Origin of the sequence: Cryobacterium sp. TMT2-17-1 (assembly GCF_004402765.1) — a bacterium.
Taxonomy (GTDB): domain Bacteria; phylum Actinomycetota; class Actinomycetes; order Actinomycetales; family Microbacteriaceae; genus Cryobacterium; species Cryobacterium sandaracinum.
The window spans coordinates 113163-131857 of record NZ_SOGC01000038.1 but is presented as its reverse complement, the minus strand read 5'-3'; the positions used below and the strand labels follow the sequence as shown (position 1 = coordinate 131857).

The 18695-nt window shown below is 67.0% G+C and carries 18 protein-coding genes and 1 pseudogene; 5 read left to right on the top strand and 14 right to left on the bottom strand.

Annotated elements, in window-relative coordinates; genetic code table 11:
* Positions 1 to 534 precede the first annotated feature (534 nt).
* From E3O47_RS10885 to dapE, 3 genes are all read right to left on the bottom strand, one after another.
* Positions 535 to 711, bottom strand: a complete 177-nt coding sequence (locus tag E3O47_RS10885; RefSeq protein ID WP_104099180.1) for a DUF3117 domain-containing protein — start codon at positions 709 to 711, stop codon at positions 535 to 537.
* A gap of 63 nt (positions 712 to 774) precedes the next feature.
* Entirely contained in the window at positions 775 to 1992 is a 1218-nt protein-coding gene (locus E3O47_RS10880) for a hypothetical protein (protein WP_241986178.1), read from the bottom strand.
* Positions 1968 to 3062, bottom strand: coding sequence for a succinyl-diaminopimelate desuccinylase (dapE, locus tag E3O47_RS10875; RefSeq protein ID WP_104099177.1), 1095 nt, complete (start codon positions 3060 to 3062; stop codon positions 1968 to 1970). The genes E3O47_RS10880 and dapE overlap by 25 nt, the downstream gene beginning before the upstream one ends.
* Before the next feature lie 17 nt (positions 3063 to 3079).
* Between dapE and dapD the strand changes: the two genes are divergently transcribed.
* Positions 3080 to 4060: a 2,3,4,5-tetrahydropyridine-2,6-dicarboxylate N-succinyltransferase gene (gene dapD / locus E3O47_RS10870; RefSeq protein WP_134400793.1), complete on the top strand. Its 981-nt coding sequence runs from the start codon at positions 3080 to 3082 to the stop codon at positions 4058 to 4060.
* A 277-nt stretch (positions 4061 to 4337) separates the two neighbouring features.
* Here the strand turns inward: dapD and E3O47_RS10865 are convergent, their stop codons facing one another.
* The 4 genes from E3O47_RS10865 to E3O47_RS10850 all read right to left on the bottom strand — a co-directional run bounded on the left by E3O47_RS10865 (position 4338) and on the right by E3O47_RS10850 (position 8313).
* Positions 4338 to 5639, bottom strand: a complete 1302-nt coding sequence (locus tag E3O47_RS10865) for a citrate synthase (RefSeq protein ID WP_104099178.1) — start codon at positions 5637 to 5639, stop codon at positions 4338 to 4340.
* 218 nt (positions 5640 to 5857) lie between these two features.
* Entirely contained in the window at positions 5858 to 6961 is a 1104-nt protein-coding gene (gene dapC / locus E3O47_RS10860; protein ID WP_104099175.1) for a succinyldiaminopimelate transaminase, read from the bottom strand.
* Positions 6962 to 6968: 7 nt separating this feature from the next.
* Positions 6969 to 7286: a ferredoxin gene (fdxA, locus tag E3O47_RS10855; protein WP_104099174.1), complete on the bottom strand. Its 318-nt coding sequence runs from the start codon at positions 7284 to 7286 to the stop codon at positions 6969 to 6971.
* A gap of 34 nt (positions 7287 to 7320) precedes the next feature.
* The gene (locus E3O47_RS10850) at positions 7321 to 8313 is read right to left on the bottom strand and encodes a hypothetical protein (protein ID WP_134420489.1); all 993 of its coding nucleotides are present in this window, start codon (positions 8311 to 8313) and stop codon (positions 7321 to 7323) included.
* Between the two features lie 139 nt (positions 8314 to 8452).
* Here E3O47_RS10850 and E3O47_RS16585 point away from each other — a divergent pair, with 139 nt between their 5' ends.
* From E3O47_RS16585 to E3O47_RS10835, 4 genes and pseudogenes are all read left to right on the top strand, one after another.
* Entirely contained in the window at positions 8453 to 9487 is a 1035-nt protein-coding gene (locus tag E3O47_RS16585; RefSeq protein ID WP_241986176.1) for an FTR1 family protein, read from the top strand.
* On the top strand, positions 9487 to 9633 hold the full coding sequence (locus tag E3O47_RS16580) for a hypothetical protein (protein ID WP_241973139.1): 147 nt from the start codon (positions 9487 to 9489) through the stop codon (positions 9631 to 9633). Before E3O47_RS16585 ends, E3O47_RS16580 begins: the two co-directional genes overlap by 1 nt.
* A gap of 88 nt (positions 9634 to 9721) precedes the next feature.
* A complete protein-coding gene (locus E3O47_RS16575) occupies positions 9722 to 9883 on the top strand; it encodes a hypothetical protein (RefSeq protein WP_241986179.1) in 162 nt (53 codons plus the stop codon).
* Positions 9884 to 9981: 98 nt separating this feature from the next.
* Positions 9982 to 10874: pseudogene (locus E3O47_RS10835) on the top strand (Dyp-type peroxidase); the annotation flags it as partial.
* Between the two features lie 153 nt (positions 10875 to 11027).
* Here E3O47_RS10835 and E3O47_RS10830 read toward each other — a convergent pair.
* The 7 genes from E3O47_RS10830 to E3O47_RS10800 all read right to left on the bottom strand — a co-directional run bounded on the left by E3O47_RS10830 (position 11028) and on the right by E3O47_RS10800 (position 18663).
* On the bottom strand, positions 11028 to 11468 hold the full coding sequence (locus tag E3O47_RS10830) for a hypothetical protein (protein WP_134420487.1): 441 nt from the start codon (positions 11466 to 11468) through the stop codon (positions 11028 to 11030).
* Between the two features lie 134 nt (positions 11469 to 11602).
* Positions 11603 to 13513, bottom strand: coding sequence for a translational GTPase TypA (typA, locus tag E3O47_RS10825; protein WP_134342334.1), 1911 nt, complete (start codon positions 13511 to 13513; stop codon positions 11603 to 11605).
* Positions 13514 to 13681: 168 nt separating this feature from the next.
* The gene (locus E3O47_RS10820; RefSeq protein ID WP_134420485.1) at positions 13682 to 14395 is read right to left on the bottom strand and encodes an ABC transporter substrate-binding protein; all 714 of its coding nucleotides are present in this window, start codon (positions 14393 to 14395) and stop codon (positions 13682 to 13684) included.
* Positions 14396 to 14725: 330 nt separating this feature from the next.
* Positions 14726 to 14956, bottom strand: a complete 231-nt coding sequence (locus E3O47_RS10815; protein ID WP_134420483.1) for a hypothetical protein — start codon at positions 14954 to 14956, stop codon at positions 14726 to 14728.
* A 95-nt stretch (positions 14957 to 15051) separates the two neighbouring features.
* Entirely contained in the window at positions 15052 to 16800 is a 1749-nt protein-coding gene (locus E3O47_RS10810) for an ABC transporter ATP-binding protein (RefSeq protein ID WP_134342331.1), read from the bottom strand.
* On the bottom strand, positions 16797 to 17744 hold the full coding sequence (locus tag E3O47_RS10805; RefSeq protein ID WP_104100880.1) for an ABC transporter permease: 948 nt from the start codon (positions 17742 to 17744) through the stop codon (positions 16797 to 16799). Before E3O47_RS10805 ends, E3O47_RS10810 begins: the two co-directional genes overlap by 4 nt.
* Positions 17734 to 18663, bottom strand: coding sequence for an ABC transporter permease (locus E3O47_RS10800; RefSeq protein ID WP_104100879.1), 930 nt, complete (start codon positions 18661 to 18663; stop codon positions 17734 to 17736). The genes E3O47_RS10805 and E3O47_RS10800 overlap by 11 nt, the downstream gene beginning before the upstream one ends.
* Positions 18664 to 18695: the final 32 nt, after the last annotated feature.

The following is an 18695-nucleotide window of genomic DNA, read 5'->3' as shown; positions in this document are numbered from 1 at the left end:
AGGGGTGACTGTGCACGGGGTGCCTGCGCGAGGGGTGCCTGCGCGAGGGACGGCACCGCCTGCGGTGAGGCGGTGGGGTGGTGCGGAGTGGGGGCTCCAGCCATGCCTACATCGTATACACGTTCTAAGTTGAAGTCAATAGATGAGGTAGGATGACTGTCGAGTTTCGTTTTCCTGTTCTAATCGATTCGGTGACAGAAGGGGGTGGCGACGCGGGGCACGGATGGTGCGGCGCGGGTTTGCAGGCTGGACTGCCGGGTTTTGGCACGCTTAACCACCGGCGGCGAGCGCAGCCAGCCCGGGGCATCCGTCGTGACGTCAACTCGGAGAAATACGCGACACGCCGGAACTGATGGCGCCCAAACCGGCGTTTCCTAAGATTCTCCGCGTTTACGTGCCGACGGATGCGGGTGGCGGGCCCGGTGACGGGTACCTCCGACGGGCGCTGCGACGGCTGTCCGCGGGAAACCCATCCGCTCCAGGTCGGCAAAAAAGATCGGCCGCACAACCTGAGCTGCGCGGCCGATCCTGGAACTATACGGTCGGCTGGACTACACCGGCGAGGGCATCGTGAAGCTCTTTGGCTTCAGCGTCGTTCACAGAGACGACAAGTCGACCTCCACCTTCGAGCGGAACACGCACGATGATAAGGCGCCCCTCTTTTACAGCCTCCATTGGCCCGTCTCCGGTCCTTGGCTTCATGGCCGCCATGAACTCCCCTTCCATTCATTCGTCTGAACTTCTATTATCTGCCATTACGGGCTGAGACTGTAATTAGGGAGGTGTCCAGTCCGCTCCGTCGACCCCCCAGCACAGCAGGAGCCAGCCCCACTGTCCGGCGATGAACAGCAGCACGATGCCCACCCGGTAGACGGCGCTCCGCGGCTGCGCCACGGCACCCAACAACGGAAACATCGGCATCAGCAGGCGGAAGGTGCTCGACTGCGGGAAAAACACCGCTAGCAGGTAGAGGCCGTAGCTGGCGAGCCAGAACCGCAGGTCAGTGCCCAGTCGGCGCACCGCCGGCAGCAACAGGGTCAGGCCGAACGCCAGGATGAGCCCCGAGACAACGATGATGCCCAGCGGCATCCCGAGCCACCAGACACCGCCCTGGAACCAGGCGGTGAACGGAACGAGCTCCTGGTAGCCGATGTAAGCCGACCGCCAGGCCAGCTCGGTGTCGGTGTAGGCCGTGATCGACCCCGTGGCGATCCAGGCGATGGCCGGCCAGGCCAGGCCGGAAATGCCGCTGAACACGGCAACGGATGACGCCAGCAACCGTTCGCGCACCGAAAACGGGTCTTTTGTCCGGGCAAGCCAGCGGTGCACGACGTGCAGCCCCAGGGCGAGCGCGAAGGCCAGGCCGCTGGGCCGGGTCAGCGCCATCACGGCGATCACCGGGAACAGCAGCACATACCGCCGCTCGAGCAGCAGGAGAAGAGCCAACGTGAGCAGGAAGAGGTACAGCGACTCGGCATAACCGAACTGCAGCACGGGCGACAGCGGGGCCACACAGAACAGCACCACCGCGAACAACGCCGTCCCGGAGGCCTGTACAGTGCGCATCAGCCGGTAGAACAGCAGGGCGGCGCCGAGGCTGGCGGCCAGGGACACGAATACGGCCACGGGTGCCCACGGCTGCCCGAGGAGCACCATCAGCAGGCGCACGACCACCGGGTAGCCGGGCATGAAGGCCCAGGCGTTCTCCGCGATCTCCCCGCCGGCGGTGAGCGGCAGTGTCGACGGGTAGCCCGCGACGGCGACGATGTTGTACCAGCGGGCGTCCCACATGTTCGCGAACTCCGCGTAGCCGGGTGACACGCCCGTCCACGGGTTGGCGCCCTGCACATTCGCAAGCAGTAGCACCAGGGTGGTCGTGACGAGCCGGGACGCGGCCCAGATCAGGGCGACCAGGGCCCACCACGGCGTGAGCCGGTAGCCGGCCTTCCAGCCGGACGACGCCACGGCTACCCGACGCTTGTGGTCAGCCACGCGCGAAGGCCGTCCTCGCAGTCCGTGATCTGCGCCAGGGCGACGCGTTCGTCGTCGGCGTGGGCCTTCAGTGGGTCGCCGGGGCCGTAGTTGACGGCGGGAATGCCCAGGGCGGAGAAGCGGGCGACATCCGTCCAGCCGTACTTGGGCTTGGCCTCGCCGCCGACCGCGGTCAGGAACTGCAGGGCCAGCGGGGCATCCAGGCCCGGCCGGGCACCCTCGGCCCGGTCGACGACGGTGATCTCGTAGCCCGCGAAGAGCTCCTCCAGGTGCACGATGGCCTCCGCCGAGGTGCGGCTGGGGGCGAACCGATAATTGATGTGCACCATGCACTCATCGGGGATGACGTTGCCGGCGATGCCGCCGCCGATGCCGACGGCGTTGAGGCCTTCGCGGTAGACGAGGCCTTCGACCTCGACCTGCCGCGGCTCGTAGGCCGCCAGGATGTCGATGACGGGCCCGATCTTGTGGATGGCATTGTCGCCGACCCAGCTGCGGGCGGAGTGGGCGCGCAGCCCGAAGGTGCGGATCTCCACGCGCACGTTTCCGTTGCAGCCACCCTCGATCTGGCTGTTTGTGGGCTCGCCGAGGATGGCGAAGTCCCCCGCGAAGAGGTCGGGCCGGTTGAGGGCGAGGCGGCCGAGACCGTTGAGGTCGTCGGAAACCTCCTCGTGGTCGTACCACATCCACGTTACGTCGACGCTGGACGCGGTCAGTTCGGCGGCCAGCTTCAGCTGCACGGCCACGCCGGCCTTCATGTCGACGGTGCCGCGGCCCCAGAGATAGTCGACGCCATCGATGGTCTCGAACCGGGTCGGCAGGTTGTCGTTCAGCGGGACCGTGTCGAGATGGCCGGCAATGATCACGCGCTGGGCCCGACCCAGGTTGGTGCGGGCGACGACGGTGTCGCCGTCGCGGATGATGTCGAGGTGCGGGTACCCGGCCAGCGCGCGTTCCACCGCGTCTGCGATGGCGGCCTCGTTACCGGACACCGACTCGAGGTCGCAGAGCGCCCGGGTGAGCTCGATCGAGGTCGCGGACAGGTCCAGGTTCACGGTGTTTTGGGGCACTCTACTAACCTAGAGCCATGACCTCCGCCGTGCCCCCGACATCCGTTTCCCCCTCGAACGCGTGGGGCTACGGCCTCGCCACCGTCGCCGGCGACGGCACGGTGCTGGACACCTGGTTCCCCGAACCTCGGCTCGGAACCCTGCCGGCCGGCCGCGACCGCTGGATCGTGCCGTCTGAACTCGAGGAATTCGCCGGGGTGGACCCGAGGCGAATGGTGCGAATCGAGGCCGTGACGATCGAGATCGACCTCACCGCTGCGCCTGCCGGAACGTCGGATGCCTACCTGCGCCTGCACCTGCTGTCGCACCTGCTGGTGCGCCCGAACACCCTCAACCTCGACGGCATCTTCGGCCACCTGCCCGCCGTGGTCTGGACGAATGCCGGCCCGATGCTGCCCGCCGACTTCACCCGACTGCGGCCGGCCCTGCAGCGCCACGGCATCCAGACGACCGGAATCGACAAGTTCCCGCCGCTACTGAACTACGTCACGCCCGACCGGGTGCGGATCGCGGACGCGTCCCGGGTGCGTCTCGGGGCGTACCTCTCCCCCGGCACCACGGTGATGCACGAAGGTTTCGTCAACTTCAACGCCGGTACCCTCGGCACCTCGATGGTCGAGGGCAGGATCTCTCAGGGTGTCGTCGTGGGTGACGGCGCCGACATCGGCGGCGGTGCCTCCATCATGGGCACGCTCTCCGGCGGCGGTACCGAACGGGTGTCCATCGGCGAACGGGCCCTGCTCGGGGCCAATTCCGGGGTGGGCATCTCGATCGGCGCCGACAGCGTCGTCGAGGCGGGGCTCTATGTGACCGCCGGCACCAAGGTGCTGCTGCCGGGCCAGCCGCGCACTGCCGACGGCACGACGCCGTCGGTGAAGGCCGTCGAACTCTCCGGGGTCGCGAACCTGCTTTTCCGCCGCAACTCGGTCTCGGGCGCGGTCGAGGTGCTGGCGCGCACCGGCACCGGCATCGTGCTGAACGCCCAGCTGCACGCCTGACGCCGGGCGGCCGGTCCGACGCTCGAGCGCGACCGAAACAACCCGCACGGCGGCGCCTCCGCTGAGTACGCTGCCAGTCGCAAGGGAGTGGCGTGGGAACGACACACCCGACCATCATCGCCGAGGCGCCGCCCGACTACAGCCCCAGGTCCCTGACGAATTCGACGGAGATTCCGCTCGAAATCGCCCTAAACAGGCCGGAAACCGGCATTTTCGGCAGAATCTCCGTCGAATTGGTTCGATCCCGGCAGCGGGGGCGCGCGGTGCCTCGCGGCGGCTAGCGGCGCGGGAAATCGCGGGCCGGCGACCCGATGTAGAGCTGTTGCGGGCGACCGATCTTGGTCGTGGGGTCCTCGTTCATCTCGCGCCAGTGCGCCACCCAGCCGGGCAACCGGCCGATCGCGAAGAGTACCGTGAACATGCTGGTCGGGAAGCCCATCGCCTTGTAAATGACGCCGGTGTAGAAGTCCACGTTCGGGTAGAGCTTGCGCTCCCGGAAGTAGTCGTCGTTGAGCGCGATGTGTTCGAGTTCCTTGGCGATGTCCAGCAGGTCGTCCTTGACGCCCAGTGCGGCGAGCACCTCGTCGGCGCTCTCCTTGACCAGGGTCGCCCGCGGGTCGTAGTTCTTGTACACCCGGTGGCCGAAGCCCATCAGGCGAACGCCCTGTTCTTTGTTCTTGACCCGTTCAACGAACTTCTCGACGCCTTCGCCGGATGCTTTGATCTCGCCCAGCATCTTGAGCACGGCCTCGTTGGCGCCGCCGTGCAGAGGCCCGGAAAGCGCGTTGATGCCCGCGGAGACCGACGCGAACAGGTTCGCCTCAGTGGAGCCGACCAGGCGAACGGTCGAGGTCGATGCGTTCTGCTCGTGGTCCTCGTGCAGCATCAGCAGGCGCTCGAGGGCCTTACTGACGACCGGGTTCACCTCGTAGGGCTCGGCGAGTGTGCCGAAGATCAGCCGCAGGAAGTTGTCCACGTAGCCGAGCGAGTTGTCGGGATACAGGAATGCCTGGCCGATGCTCTTCTTGTAGGCGTACGCCGCCATCACGGGCAGCTTGGCGAGCAGGTGCACGGTGGCCAGCTCGACCTGCTCCGGGTCGTTGGGCTCGAGCGCATCCTGGTAGTACGCGGCCAGCGCCGAGGTGCCGGCGGAGAGCACAGCCATCGGGTGCGCGTTGTACGGCAGCACGTCGAAGAGGCGGCGCAGGTCTTCGTGCAGCAGGGTGTGCCGACGGATGCGCGTGTCGAAGGCCTCGAGTTCGCTCGCGCTAGGAAGGGAACCGTAAATCAACAGCCAGGCGGTCTCGAGGAAGTTGGAGTTCTGGGCGATCTGCTCGATCGGATAGCCCCGGTAGCGCAGGATGCCCTTCTCGCCGTCGATGAACGTGATCGCCGACCGCGTGGCCGCGGTATTCACAAACCCGGAGTCGAGGGTGATCAGACCCGATTTGCGGGTCAGCGTCGAGATATCGATGCCGGAGGCGCCGGCCGTGCCGCGCACGATCGGGAACTCGGCGGATCCGCCGGGGAACGACAGTGTCGCCTGCTTGGGTTCGATGGATGGCGTTCGCTCGGCGATGTCGCTCACGGCGGCTCCCTGGGTCTGACTGAGTGTCACTGGATATCACTACCTAACCGTCTGGTGGCTGACCGTCTGTGGCGATGGGCCACAGCACACCGGTGTGTCTGGAGACGTCAACGCGGATACAGCCTAATGGCCGCAACCGCCTACTGTTGCATCCACCAAGAATGTCCACTCTTCATTGGAGAGAGTTGACATTTCCCGACAGTGGGGCATTAGCCAGCGTGCAACCGAGTCGCAGCCGCCGCGATGCGTTCGTCCGTGGCGGTGAGGGAGAAGCGCACGTGTCTCGGGTAGCCGTCGCCGTAGAACGGACCGGGTCCGGCGAGGATACCCCGCTCGGCGAGCCGCCCGATCGATTCCCAGGCGGGGCGCCCCTCGGTCGCCCAGAGGTAAAGCCCGGCCTCACTGCGGGTGATGCGGAAGCCCGCCGCCACCAGTGCGGGCAGCAGCACCTCGCGGCGCGCCTGGTAGCGCCGACGCTGCACGATGACGTGTTCGTCGTCGCCGAGCGCGGCCACCATGGCGGCTTGCAGCGGCGCGGGAAGCATGAGGCCGGCATGCTTGCGCACGGTCAGCACCCGGGCGAGCAGGTCCGCGCAGCCGGCCGCGAACGCGCCGCGGTAGCCGGCCATGTTCGACTGCTTGCTCAGGGAGTAAAGCGCGAGCACATCGTGCCGGTCCTGCCCGATGACGCGGGGGTCCAGGATGCTCGGGGTCGGCCGGGCATCCCACCCGTCGGTCCAGCCGAGCTCGGCGTAGCACTCGTCGGAGACGATCACCGCGCCGAGTTCCCGGGCGCGCGCGACGGCCGTGCGCAGCGCGTCGACCGAGAGAACCCGGCCATCCGGGTTGCCCGGGCTGTTCAGCCACACCAGCTTCGTCGTCTCGGGCCAGTCGGCGGGGTCGTCGGCGGCGAGGGCGTCCGCTCCGGCCATGGCCGCGCCGATGCTGTACGTCGGGTACGCGGCAAGCGGATGCACAATGGTGTCACCCTCGCCGAACCCGAGCATGAAGGGCAGCAGGGCCACTATCTCCTTCGACCCGATGGTCGGCAGCACGTTCTTCTCGGTGAGGCCGGTGACGCCGCGCCGGCGCTCGTACCAGTCGATGATCGCCCGCCGCAGCTCCGGCGTGCCGGCGGTCTGCGGGTAAGAGTGGGCGTCGGTGGCCTGGGCCAGCGCTCGGCGGATGACCTCGGGCGTCGGGTCCACCGGCGAACCGATCGACAGATCGACGATGCCGCCCGCATGGGCCCGGGCCCGGGCGGCGAAGGGGACCATCTGGTCCCACGGGTAGTCGGGGAGCGGCTTCAGCATGGCTGAATCAGACCTGGGGAGGCAGCACGGCAATGATGGGGTGGTCCTTATGGATCACGCCGACCTTGGCCGCCCCGCCGGGCGAGCCGATGTCGTCGAAGAACTCGACGTTGGCTTTGTAGTACTCGGCCCACTGCTCGGGCACATCGTCCTCGTAGTAGATGGCCTCGACCGGGCAGACCGGTTCGCAGGCACCGCAGTCGACGCACTCGTCGGGGTGGATGTAGAGCGAGCGGTCACCCTCATAGATGCAGTCGACCGGGCACTCGTCGACGCAGGCGCGGTCCTTCACGTCGACGCACGGCAGAGCAATGACGTATGTCACGTTGGAGGGCTCCCTTCACAAGCGAATATCCAGTCTATGCCGAACGCGGACGGGCCGGGATTCGTGGCCAGGCCAGCACGATCGTGGCCACCAGGGTCGGCACGACGGTCCAGAGCAAACCCGGAATCCCCTCGGGGACCAGGACAGAGCCGCCGGTGCTGCGCAGAGACAGGATGAAGATCGTGCCGAGGAGGCCGATCGCGCAGGAAAAGACGACCAGGCGGTCCCCCAGCATCAGCCGGAGACCTGCCAGGAGCGTCATGATTCCGGCCAGGGCCAGGATCAGCCCGATCGGGATCGTCACGGGCCCGATTGGGAGGGTGGCCTGGTGCGCGATCGTGCCGAGCACGCCGAAGGCGGCCCCGGTCAGGAGGGCGACGACCGCGGCCAGGCCGCGGCTGAGCAGCCCGGGGGTCGCGTCCGGGTCGGGAGCGTGCGCCAGGGGCAGCCGCAGGAAGGTCTCGGTGCCACCGATCGTGACCGGGCGGTCCGCCGGGTCGGCCGGGTCGGCCGGGTCGGCCGCGGCCACCGACTCGACCGGCACGACGGTGTGGTCGGTGACGCTCCAGCGGTGCGCATACGCGGCGAGGGCGCGCAGCTTCTGGTCGACCTGGCCGCTCACATCGATCGCGACGAGCCGCTGGCCGACGGCATCCGTCACCTGGCGGTGCTCGAAGACCGGCACATTCAGGCTGTCGGCGGCCCCGGCGGCCGCCCGGCGGAGGGTGTCGTCGTCGGCGCCGATCACGACCGCGGTGGCGTGCACGTCCGCGAGCACGTCGGCGACGGCCTCGGCCAGTGACTGCGCCCCGGATGCCGCGGGCAGCATCCGCCAGTCGCTTACGTCGAGCGCCGCCATGGCTGCGCGCACGTCGGAGTCGTCCGCGGAGTGGGAGTCCGTGGAGCCGAACAGAACGACGACCTCGGCGTCGTCTGACCGCAGCCGGGCGATGGTTCCGCCGGTCAAAAGGGATTCCTGACCGGGCCGGTCGTGCACGAACACGACTCGTTCTGCGCTGCCGGACATGACCATTGCTGAGCTCCACGGAGTTGGGACGGGCGGACACCCGCGCATGAATGATAGCTGGACACGATCGCAGAACCGAAGCTGGAGTCAGGATACTAAGGTTAGCCTCACCAAACTTCTCCCTCAAACCCAGGAAGCCTTGTGCTCGCGCAATTACCTGATCGGCCTCCGTGAAGGCCTCGAAGTCGCCCTCATCGTGACCATCCTCGTGGCCTACGTCGTGAAGGTCGGCCGCCGGGACGTGCTCCGGCGTATCCGGACCGGATGCAGCCTCGCCGTGCTGCTGGCGCTCGGCATCGGCGGGCAGCTCACCAACGGCACCTACGGCCTGTCGTTCACGTCCCAGGAGGCCATCGGCGGCGTGCTGTCGATCGTGGCGACGGGCCTCGTGATCTGGATGGTGTTCTGGATGCTGGCGCGAGCCCGCAACCTGTCCGGCCAACTCCGGTGCAGCATCGACCGGTCCCTTGTGGGCTCGGGGCTCGGCCTCGTGGTCCCAGCACCAGCCCCGCGTACGAGCACGCCGCCGAGACCGCGGCGCTCCCCGCTGACCCAGCCCCTTCCCGAACCTTGTGCTAGGGACTCCTATGAACGCCCGCCTCGTTCCCCTCGCCGCAGTTTCCGCGTTCGGCCTGCTCGTCCTCACCGGCTGCGTCGCCAACGCGCCGGCCGGTTCCGCCGGGGCGTCCGTCACGGTCGACAGCAGCGCGGATGCGGCACCGTCTCGGCCGAGGAAGCCCCCGTCGGCAACCTCAGCTTCAGCATCACCAACTCGGGCGACCAGGTCACGGAGTTCTACCTGCTCGCCGATGACGGCCTGCGCATCGACGGCGAGGCCGAGAACATCGGTCAGGGACTCACCCTCGACCTGGTCATGCAGCTGGCCGCCGGCGAATACGTCACCGCCTGCAAGCCCGGCATGACCGGTGACGGGATCGGCAAGGCCGGCTTCATCGTCACCGCCTCCGACCAGGTTGTCGCGGTCGACGACGACCTCGAGGCGCAGATCGAGACCGCCAACGTCAACGACGCCTCCTCTGTGCGCGACCAGGTGGCCCAGCTGGTCACCGGCACCGACTGGCACCAATCGAGAAGGACCTCTGGCCGGCCGACGCCGAGGCCGGTTTTCTCGCCTATCCGGCCGCGGAGCGCCGACGCCTCGCCGACCGCCTGATGCAGGACACCGCGACCCTGAACGAGGAAGTGCAGACCCTCTCCTGCACGCTGTCGCAGCAGACCAACGGCGCGATCGGCCTTCTCGACGAGGTCGCCACCGGCAAGGTCGCCACCGGCAAGGTCACCGGCGAGGAGGAGTTCTGATCGCACACCGACCTCTGGGATTTCCAGGCCAACGTCGACGGTGCCGCGGTGCTCTACGCCGGCGTGCGGGACATCCTGGTCGACAGGGATGCCGCCCGCGCCGATAGCCTCGACACCGAGTTCGCCGCGCTGCAGACACTGCTTCACCCCGTACACCGAGCTGAGCGAGGCCGAGATCAAGGCCCTCGCCGACCAGATGGACGCCCTCGGCGAACCGCTCAACCAGCGGACCGCAACCCTGGTGCTCTAGGTGACCGGGCAACAGCAGCCCGCGGCCTGTCACGTCGCGGGCTGCTCGGCCTCGGCGTTCGACGTTTCCGCGGGCACCATCAGGTCCGGGTTGGTCGACTGCTCCGCGACCGGACCGATGCCGCCGCCGCCATGGCTATGGGGCGTGACATCGGCGATTTCGGGGCCGTCAGCGGCCCTTACGACGCACCCCGGAGGACACCGGCGAGGCGCTCGGCCTGCCGGCCTCCGGGCTGACGATCACGTTCGGGTTCGGCCCGAGCCTGTTCGAGAGCATCGACGGCGCCGACCGTTTCGGCATCGGGAGTCGGAGCCCGGTCGAGCTGGTCGAATGCCGCACTTCCCCGGGGACAGGCTCGAGCCGGGACGGAGTGGCGGCGACCTCGGCATCCAGGCCTGCGTGGACGACCCGCAGGTGGCCGTGCACGCCAGCCGCAACCTCTCCCGCATCGCCTTCGGGCGCGCGGCCTTCCGCTGGTCTCAATTGGGGTTCGGACCCACTTCCTCGACGAGTACGGCGCAGGCCACGCCGCGCAACCACTTCGGTTTCAAGGACGGCACATCCATTATCACGGCAGAGGAGCCGGATGCCGCCGCCGACCATGTCTGGGTCGGCGGCGGAGACGGGCCCGCCTGGCTGGCCGGCGGCTCCTATCTGGTGGCCCGGCGCATCCGGATGACCATCGAGTCCTGGGACCGCACCATCCTGCGCGAGCAGGAGGCCGTGTTCGGCCGCAAGAAGGGCGAGGGTGCCCCGCTGTCGGGCGGCACGGAGTTCACCGCTCCGGACTTCGCCCTCACCGCTCCGGACTTCGCCCTCACCGGCCGGACAGACCTGCCGCTGATCGGCGCGACAGCGCACGTGCGCCTGGCCCGGCACGACGCTCCGAACGAGTACATCCGCCACGTCGGGTCAGCCCTCTGCGCCGTCCCGCCCGGGGCCGCTTGGGGCCGCCCGCGGCTCCTACGCGGGTGCCGCCCTCTTCGCCTGATCCCCCGCGGCTGAGTGAGCCTGCCTTTCGGTCGGCCTGACCCGGTGCAGCAACTCCGGCCCGAACGAATTCGACGGAGATTTTGCCCGAACCGCGCCCAAACACGACAAAACAGTCGTTTTTCGAAAGAATCTCCGTCGAATTGGTTCTCAGCTAGGCGGCCGGGGACACCGTGTAGAGCACACCCTCGGGAGTGCCGGCGACGACCACCGACCAGGTCTCGTTCGTCAGGGCCGCGACGCCGGCATTGCCGACGTTCGCGGTGGCGGCGTTGTCGGCGCTGAAACCGGCAGCCTCGAGCATCGCCGTGGCGTCGGCCAGCGGGTCCGCGGCGCTGGTGGTGACGGTGACGACCCAGCCCCGGCCGGCGTCCGCGGTGTTCGCTGCCCCGAAACCGAGATCCCCGTCGATCACGGGGATCTCTTTCGGCCAGCCCTCGGGCAGCTGCCCGCCCAGGCTGACATCGCCTCCGGTTGCCCCGTTCACCGCGCCGTCGACCGCGGAGCCGACGGCCTCGCCGGAGCATCCGGACAGCAGGGCCACGCCCGCGACGGCCAAGGTCACGGCCAGCACACGTACTCGGTTCAACTGCATCAGGGATCCCATCCTTCGGTTCGATCGTTCACGTGCTTAAAAGCGCGAAACCGCAGGGGCAGCACTATGGAAAACCATAACCGCACCCCTACGGTTTCGCTCGTCGCGGCCGCTCAGCCGCACGGTGGCGACGGTTAGTTCGCGTCCTGCTTTTTCAGACGCGAGACGTTGCGCTGACGTGCCGAGGCGGCCAACTCGACCTTGCGGATGCGCACGACGGCCGGGGTGACCTCGACGCATTCGTCTTCACGGGCGAACTCGAGGCACTGCTCGAGCGTGAGCTGCTTGGACGGGGTCATCGACTCGAACGTGTCGGAGGTGGACTGACGCATATTGGTCAGTTTCTTTTCCTTGGTGATGTTCACATCCATGTCGTCGGCGCGCGAGTTCTCGCCGATGACCATGCCCTCATAGACCTCTTCGGTCGGGTTGACAAAGAACGACATGCGCTCCTGCAGAGCGATGATCGCGAACGGCGTGACCACGCCGGACCGGTCGGCGACGATCGAGCCGTTGGTACGAGTGGTGATCGTGCCGGCCCAGGCCTCGTAGCCGTGGAAGATGGCGTTGGCGATACCGGTGCCGCGGGTGTCCGTGAGGAACTCGGTGCGGAATCCGATCAGGCCACGCGACGGAACGATGAATTCCATCCGGACCCAGCCGGTGCCGTGGTTCGCCATGTTCTCCATGCGTCCCTTGCGGGCGGCGAGCAGCTGGGTGATCGCGCCGAGGTACTCTTCCGGCGAGTCGATAGTGAGGTGCTCGTACGGCTCGTGAATTTTGCCGTCGACGCGCTTGACGACGACCTGCGGCTTGCCGACGGTGAGCTCGAAGCCTTCGCGTCGCATCTGCTCCACCAGGATGGCGAGGGCGAGTTCGCCTCGGCCCTGGACCTCCCAGGCATCCGGGCGTCCGATGTCGATAACGCGGAGCGAGACGTTGCCGACGAGCTCCTTGTCGAGACGGTCCTTGACCATGCGGGCGGTGAGCTTGTGGCCCTTGACCTTGCCGATGAGCGGCGAGGTGTTGGTGCCGATCGTCATCGAGATGGCCGGGTCGTCGACCGTGATGGTCGGCAGCGGGCGCGGGTCCTCTGGGTCGGCCAGGGTCTCACCGATGGTGATGTCGGCGAATCCGGCGACAGCGACGATGTCGCCGGGGCCGGCGCTCTCGGTTGGGTAGCGGTCGAGCGCCTTGGTGATCATGAGCTCGGTGACACGCACATTTGCGATGGTGCCGTCGTGCTTGATCCAGGCGACCGTCTGACCCTTCTTGATGGTGCCCTGGAAGATGCGCAACAGTGCGAGACGGCCGAGGAACGGCGAGGAGTCGAGGTTGGTTACCCAGGCCTGCAGCGGGTGCTGGTCGTCGTAGACCGGCGCTGGAATGTGCTCGAGGATCGCTGCGAAGAGCGGCTCGAGGTCTTCGTTGTCGGGCAGCTGGCCGTTCTCGGGACGGTTGAGGCTGGCGGACCCGTTACGGCCGGACGCGTAGACGACGGGCACGTTGAGAACCAGGTCGAGGTCGAGGTCGGGCACATCGTCGGCCATGTCGCTGGCGAGGCCGAGGAGCAGGTCCTGGCTTTCCTCGACGACCTCGTCGATGCGAGCATCGGGACGGTCAGTCTTGTTCACCAGGAGAATGACGGGCAGGTGGGCCTCGAGCGCCTTGCGCAGCACGAAGCGGGTCTGCGGCAGCGGACCCTCACTGGCGTCGACGAGAAGCACAACACCGTCGACCATGGAGAGGCCGCGCTCGACCTCACCGCCGAAGTCGGCGTGGCCGGGGGTGTCGATCACGTTGATGGTGATGGGGCCATCCTTGGCGTGGATGCCCTTGTAGGAGATCGCCGTGTTCTTGGCGAGGATGGTGATGCCTTTTTCGCGCTCGAGTTCGTTCGAGTCCATGGCGCGCTCTTCGGTGTGTGAGTGCTCGGCGAACGAGTTGGTCTGCTGGAGCATCGCGTCGACCAGCGTGGTCTTGCCGTGGTCAACGTGGGCTACGATCGCGACATTTCGGAGGTTATTGCGCGTGGCAATCGCCATGAAGTAAATCCTTACGAAGAATGGATGCCGCAAAGTACCGCATGCGACGAAGAATGGATGTGTGTGGTCAAAGTCCGACCCAACGGACAATCCTACCGCACTCTCCCCGTCCGGGGGCTGAGAGTCCCTCGGATCCCGACTCGGAGCACGAAAAACGGGGCGGAGGGCTCAAGTCCCCGTCCCGTCCTCCGTGCTGTGTTGCGGGTGTGTCCGCCACTGGGTGGCCCTGTGGTTGACGAGGCCGGACTTCACGGCGTACACGTTCGGCAGCGGCGCGATCGGGATGATGGGCACGTACGCGGCGAGGACCGTGTTGATCTCGTTGGCGATGACGATGCGCTTGTCGGTGTCGAGCTCCGTGTTGGCCACGTCGTAGCCGATTGCGTCGCCCACGTTGTCTTCATATCCCTTTTGACCCGGCATAAAGATGAAGTTGCCCTGGGTGGTGGCGTCGACGCCTACCGGCGTGTTGACCGACTCGGAGATGAGACCGCGGTTGACGGCGTGGCCGATGGCGCGCCGCAGTTCGACGTCCGCGAGCGGGCCCTTCGAGCCGTTCATGGTGACGTGGGTCCAGGTGAGGCCACCGGATGCCTGGATCTCGGCATCCGCGCGCTTCTCAGCCCTCTGGTCGGCATCGGCGTTCGACGAGATGTGGAGCAGGTCGGTTTCGGAGTTGCCGAACGACGTGGCTGCCGATGCGCCGCTGGCCGGCAGCACGCTCGTGAAGATCGACGCCCAGTCGGCGTTGATCGAGTCGAACGTGACCGTGAAATCGAATTCGGTTCCGGTGGATTCGATCGCGCTGATCTGGTCGAAGATGGCCGTGGAGGCTAGGGAATACTCCTCGTTGGTGCCGTTCATGGCCGTCCAGGTGGACACGTAGTCCTTGTACGTGATCGGAGTGCGCTCTTCCCAGACCGCGGCCGGGTTGAGCTCGGATCAGACCAGGGTGCCGGGAACGGCGACGATCTGCGTACAACGATGCGAAACCATGAAGACTCCCCCATCGTTCCCCCCGCCGGGATACCGGGGGAAGGAACTGCTCTTGTGTGCTTGAGGGGAGAGCCTATGCCTGCGTGAAGCGACTCTGCCCCAGATGCCAGTCTGGGGCACTTTAAGACGGAAAATGTAACAGTTTTGAAACTTTGAGGGCTCAATGCGCAAGAACACGATCTGTCTTGGAGCAAAGCTCAGGCGCAACCAGAAAATTCAGGCCAGCGACGACCACGCCAGCTGAACGGCCGGCCCGAGGACGAGCACGGCGCCGACCAGGAACGACCGTCGATGCCAGCGGCGCACCACTCGCTCCCCGGCGCGCTGCGGAGCCTCGTGCCGGTCCCAGAAGCCGCGGATGGCCCGGTGCGCGGACGACCCGGTGATCCGCCCGCTGGCCTCCCGCACCTGCCCGACCGCCCGAGAGGTCTCCGGCGAAGTCGCCACCGACGACCGGACAGCGGACGGTGCACCCCAGCACACGAGGCGTTCGCCCGATCGGGTCACCACGACGACCTGGTGCCGAAGCACCCGGAACCCGGTCAGCGGCCAAACTGGAAGTTGCCACCGGGGATGGCCGCGAGCAGCTCCTGGGTGTAGGCCTCGCGAGGACTGTCGAAGACCTCGTCCGTGGACGCGGTCTCGACGATCTTGCCCTTCTGCATGACGCAGACGTTGTCGGCGACGAGCCGCACGACCGCGAGGTCATGCGTGATGAACAGGTAGGTCAGGCCCAGTTCAGTCTGCAGCTCGGTGAGCAGGTTGAGGATCTGTCCCTGCACGAGCACGTCGAGGGCGGAGACCGCCTCGTCGAGCACGAGCACGTCCGGCTTGAGCGCCAGGGCGCGCGCCACGGCGATGCGCTGGCGCTGCCCACCGGACAGTTCGCTCGGGTACCGGTACCGGGTGGCCCAGGGAAGGGAGACCTGGTCAAGCAACTCGCGCACGCGGGCCTGCCGCTCCGCGGCGTTGCCGATCTTGTGGGCCAGCAGGGGCTCCGCGATCGTGTTGCCCACGTTGTACTGCGGGTCCAGGGAACCGTACGGGTCCTGGAAGACCGGCTGAACGCGACGCCGGAACTTGAGCAGCGCCGCACCCTTGAGCCCGGCGACATCCTGGCCGTCGAATTCGATCTGCCCGCTGGTGATGCTCTCCAACTGCAGGATGAGCTTGGCCACCGTCGACTTGCCCGACCCGGATTCGCCGACGAGCGCCGTGGTGGTGCCCTTCTTGATGGCGAAGGAGACGTCGTTGACGGCCAGCAGCTCGTTGTACCTCAGACCCTTGGTGCGGATGCGGTACATCTTGGAGATGTTCTGCACCTTGATCAGGTCCTGCGTCGCCGCCGCCTGCTCCCGCTCGGCCGCACGGGCCACGAGGGTCGTGTCGAGCGATCCACCGGAGAAGATCTCCACGTCGTCCGCATCCTGGCTCTTGGCCGACTGGATGCGGCGCGACGCGAGGCTCGGAGCCGCGGCCACAAGGCGCTGGGTATAAGGATGCTGCGGGTTGGCGAGGATCTCCAGCGACGGCCCGGATTCGACGACCTTGCCCTTGTACATCACGACGAGCTGCTCGGCCCGCTCGGCCGCGAGGCCGAGGTCGTGGGTGATGAACAGCACCGAGGTGCCGTAGTCGCGGGTGAGGGTGCCGAGGTGGTCCAGGATCTGACGCTGCACCGTGACGTCGAGCGCCGAGGTGGGCTCGTCGGCGATCAGGAGCTTCGGCCGGGCGGACAGGCCGATGCCGATCAGAACACGCTGGCGCATGCCGCCGGAGAACTGGTGCGGGAACTGCTTGAGGCGGTCCTCCGCGTCGCTGAGGCCCGCCTCCTGCAGCACCTGGATGGTGCGCTGACGCGCCGCCTTGCCCTGAGCCACGTTGTTGGCCCTGATGGCCTCCTCGACCTGGAAGCCGATGTTCCAGACGGGGTTCAGGTTGCTCATCGGGTCCTGCGGCACGTAGCCGATCAGGCGACCGCGCACATCCTGCATCTGTTTGTCCGACAGCCCGGCGAGGTCGCGGCCCTCGAACAGGATCTGTCCGGCCGTAATCTTGCCGGTACCGGCGAGGAGCTTGATGATGGCCTGCGCGGTCGTGGTCTTGCCCGAGCCGGACTCCCCCACGATCGCCAGCGTCTGACCGGCATACAGGGTGAGGCTGACCCCGCGCACGGCGGGGACGAGGCCGTGCTGGGTCTGAAAACCGACCTCGAGGTCGCGGATCTGGAGCAGAGGCTCGGTGGAAACGACGGCGCTCTCGCCGATGGATTCGATGACGGTCTGGCTCATCGGCGGGCCCTCGCTTCGGGGTCGAGGGCGTCGCGCACGACGTCGCCCAGCATGAGGAACGCGAGAACGGTCACGGACAGTGCCGCCGCAGGGTAGAGCAGCACCTGCGGGTTGGTGCGGAGCGAACTCTTCGCCGCGTCGATGTCGTTACCCCAGGACATGATGCCCGGCGGGAGGCCGATGCCGAGGAACGACAGGGTGGCCTCGGCCACGATGAACGTGCCCAGCGAGACGGTGGCGATCACGATCACGGGGGCGATCGAGTTCGGCACGACGTGGCGCAGCAGAATCCGGAATTTGCTGACGCCCAGGGCGACGGACGCCGTGACGTAGTCCGAGTTGCGGGCGGAGAGTACCGCGCCGCGCATGATTCTCGCGATCTGCGGCCAGGCGAAAAGCGACAGCACGAGTGCGATGGTGACGGGGGTGCGCTCCGGCAGGACCGACATGAGCACGATCGCGCCCAGCACGGTGGGGACGGCGAAGAAGATGTCGCCGATGCGGGAGACGATTGAGTCGAGCACGCCGCCGTAGTAACCGGCGAGCGCGCCGACGATGATTCCCGTGAAGGTCACCAGGATCGTGGCGAGCAGGCCGACGGTGACCGAGGCCTGCGTGCCGAAGATGATTCGCGCGTAGATGTCGCAGCCCTGACGGGTGTAGCCGAGCGGATGTCCGTCTCCCGGACCAGCGTGGCTGTCGCCGAGGTCGCACTCGGTGGGCGACACCTGGGCGAAGAGGCTCGGGAACAGGGCGACGATAACGATCAGGAGGATCAGGGCCGAAGAGATCCAGAAGGTGGGCCGCACGCGCATGGCGTCCCAGGCATCCGCCCAGGTGCTGCGGGCCTTCTGCGATTCATCGAGGCGGTCGACGACTTCGACCGGGGTTTCTTCGAGCGCGGCCACGTAGTGGGTCTGCGCGTTCGGGTTCTTATTTGGCATAACGAATCCTCGGGTCCAGAGCTGCGTAGAGGAGGTCGACGAGCAGGTTGGCCAGCACGAAGATCACGACCATCACCGCGATGAACGACACCACGGTGGGTCCTTCGCCGAGCTTGATCGCCTTATAGACGGTGCCGCCGACGCCGTTGATGTTGAAGATGCCCTCGGTGACGATGGCACCGACCATCAGTGAGCCGAGGTCGACGCCGAGGAAGGTGACGACCGGGACCAGGGAGTTGCGCAACACGTGCACGCCCACCACCCGGCGGCGGGAGAGCCCCTTTGCTGTGGCGGTGCGCACGAAATCCGCACTGAGGTTGTCGGAGACACTGGCCCGGGTGAGCCGCACAATGTAGGCGAAGGAGACGGAGGCCAGAACAAGGGCCGGCAGCAGCAGTTCACTCAGGGGAGCTTCGCTGCTCACCGTGGTGCGCGCCCAGCCGAGCTTCACCGCGAAGACGTATTGCAGCACGAAACCGATCACGAACGTGGGGACGCTGATCAGGAGGAGGCTGACCACGAGGGCGCTGGTGTCGAAGAGCTTGCCCTTGCGGAGCCCAGCGACGAGACCGACGAGGATGCCGAAGATGGCTTCTATGGCCAGCGCGAGCAGGGCCAGACGGGCGGTGATCGGGAAGGCCTTCGCCATCACGTCGCTGACCGGGCGGCCGGAGTAGGTGGTGCCAAGGTCACCCTGGAAGAAGTTGCCGATGTAGATGAAGTACTGCACGATGAATGGCTTGTCCAGGTTGTACTGGGCGCGGATCTGCTCGATCACTCCAGGAGCCGGGGGCCGATCGCCGTACAGGGCCGCGATGGGGTCTCCGGGAAGAGAGAACACCATGAAGTAGATCAGGAGTGTCGCACCGAAAAACACCGGGATCATCTGGAGCAGGCGTTTGCCGGTATACCAGATCATCAGGTCCCCAAGCCGGAACGTATGTACATGAA

Bases quoted from the DNA above. Each gene is read 5' to 3' on its own strand.
- E3O47_RS10805 (WP_104100880.1), bottom strand. From the start codon at position 17,744: ATGCCAAATAAGAACCCGAACGCGCAGACCCACTACGTGGCCGCGCTC.
- E3O47_RS10830 (WP_134420487.1), bottom strand. From the start codon at position 11,468: ATGCAGTTGAACCGAGTACGTGTGCTGGCCGTGACCTTGGCCGTCGCG.
- dapD (WP_134400793.1), top strand. From the start codon at position 3,080: ATGACCTCCGCCGTGCCCCCGACATCCGTTTCCCCCTCGAACGCGTGG.
- E3O47_RS10885 (WP_104099180.1), bottom strand. From the start codon at position 711: ATGGCGGCCATGAAGCCAAGGACCGGAGACGGGCCAATGGAGGCTGTA.
- E3O47_RS10850 (WP_134420489.1), bottom strand. From the start codon at position 8,313: ATGTCCGGCAGCGCAGAACGAGTCGTGTTCGTGCACGACCGGCCCGGT.
- E3O47_RS10810 (WP_134342331.1), bottom strand. From the start codon at position 16,800: ATGAGCCAGACCGTCATCGAATCCATCGGCGAGAGCGCCGTCGTTTCC.
- dapC (WP_104099175.1), bottom strand. From the start codon at position 6,961: ATGCTGAAGCCGCTCCCCGACTACCCGTGGGACCAGATGGTCCCCTTC.
- typA (WP_134342334.1), bottom strand. From the start codon at position 13,513: ATGGCGATTGCCACGCGCAATAACCTCCGAAATGTCGCGATCGTAGCC.
- E3O47_RS16575 (WP_241986179.1), top strand. From the start codon at position 9,722: ATGCCGCCCGCGCCGATAGCCTCGACACCGAGTTCGCCGCGCTGCAGA.
- E3O47_RS10800 (WP_104100879.1), bottom strand. From the start codon at position 18,663: ATGATCTGGTATACCGGCAAACGCCTGCTCCAGATGATCCCGGTGTTT.
- E3O47_RS16580 (WP_241973139.1), top strand. From the start codon at position 9,487: ATGCAGGACACCGCGACCCTGAACGAGGAAGTGCAGACCCTCTCCTGC.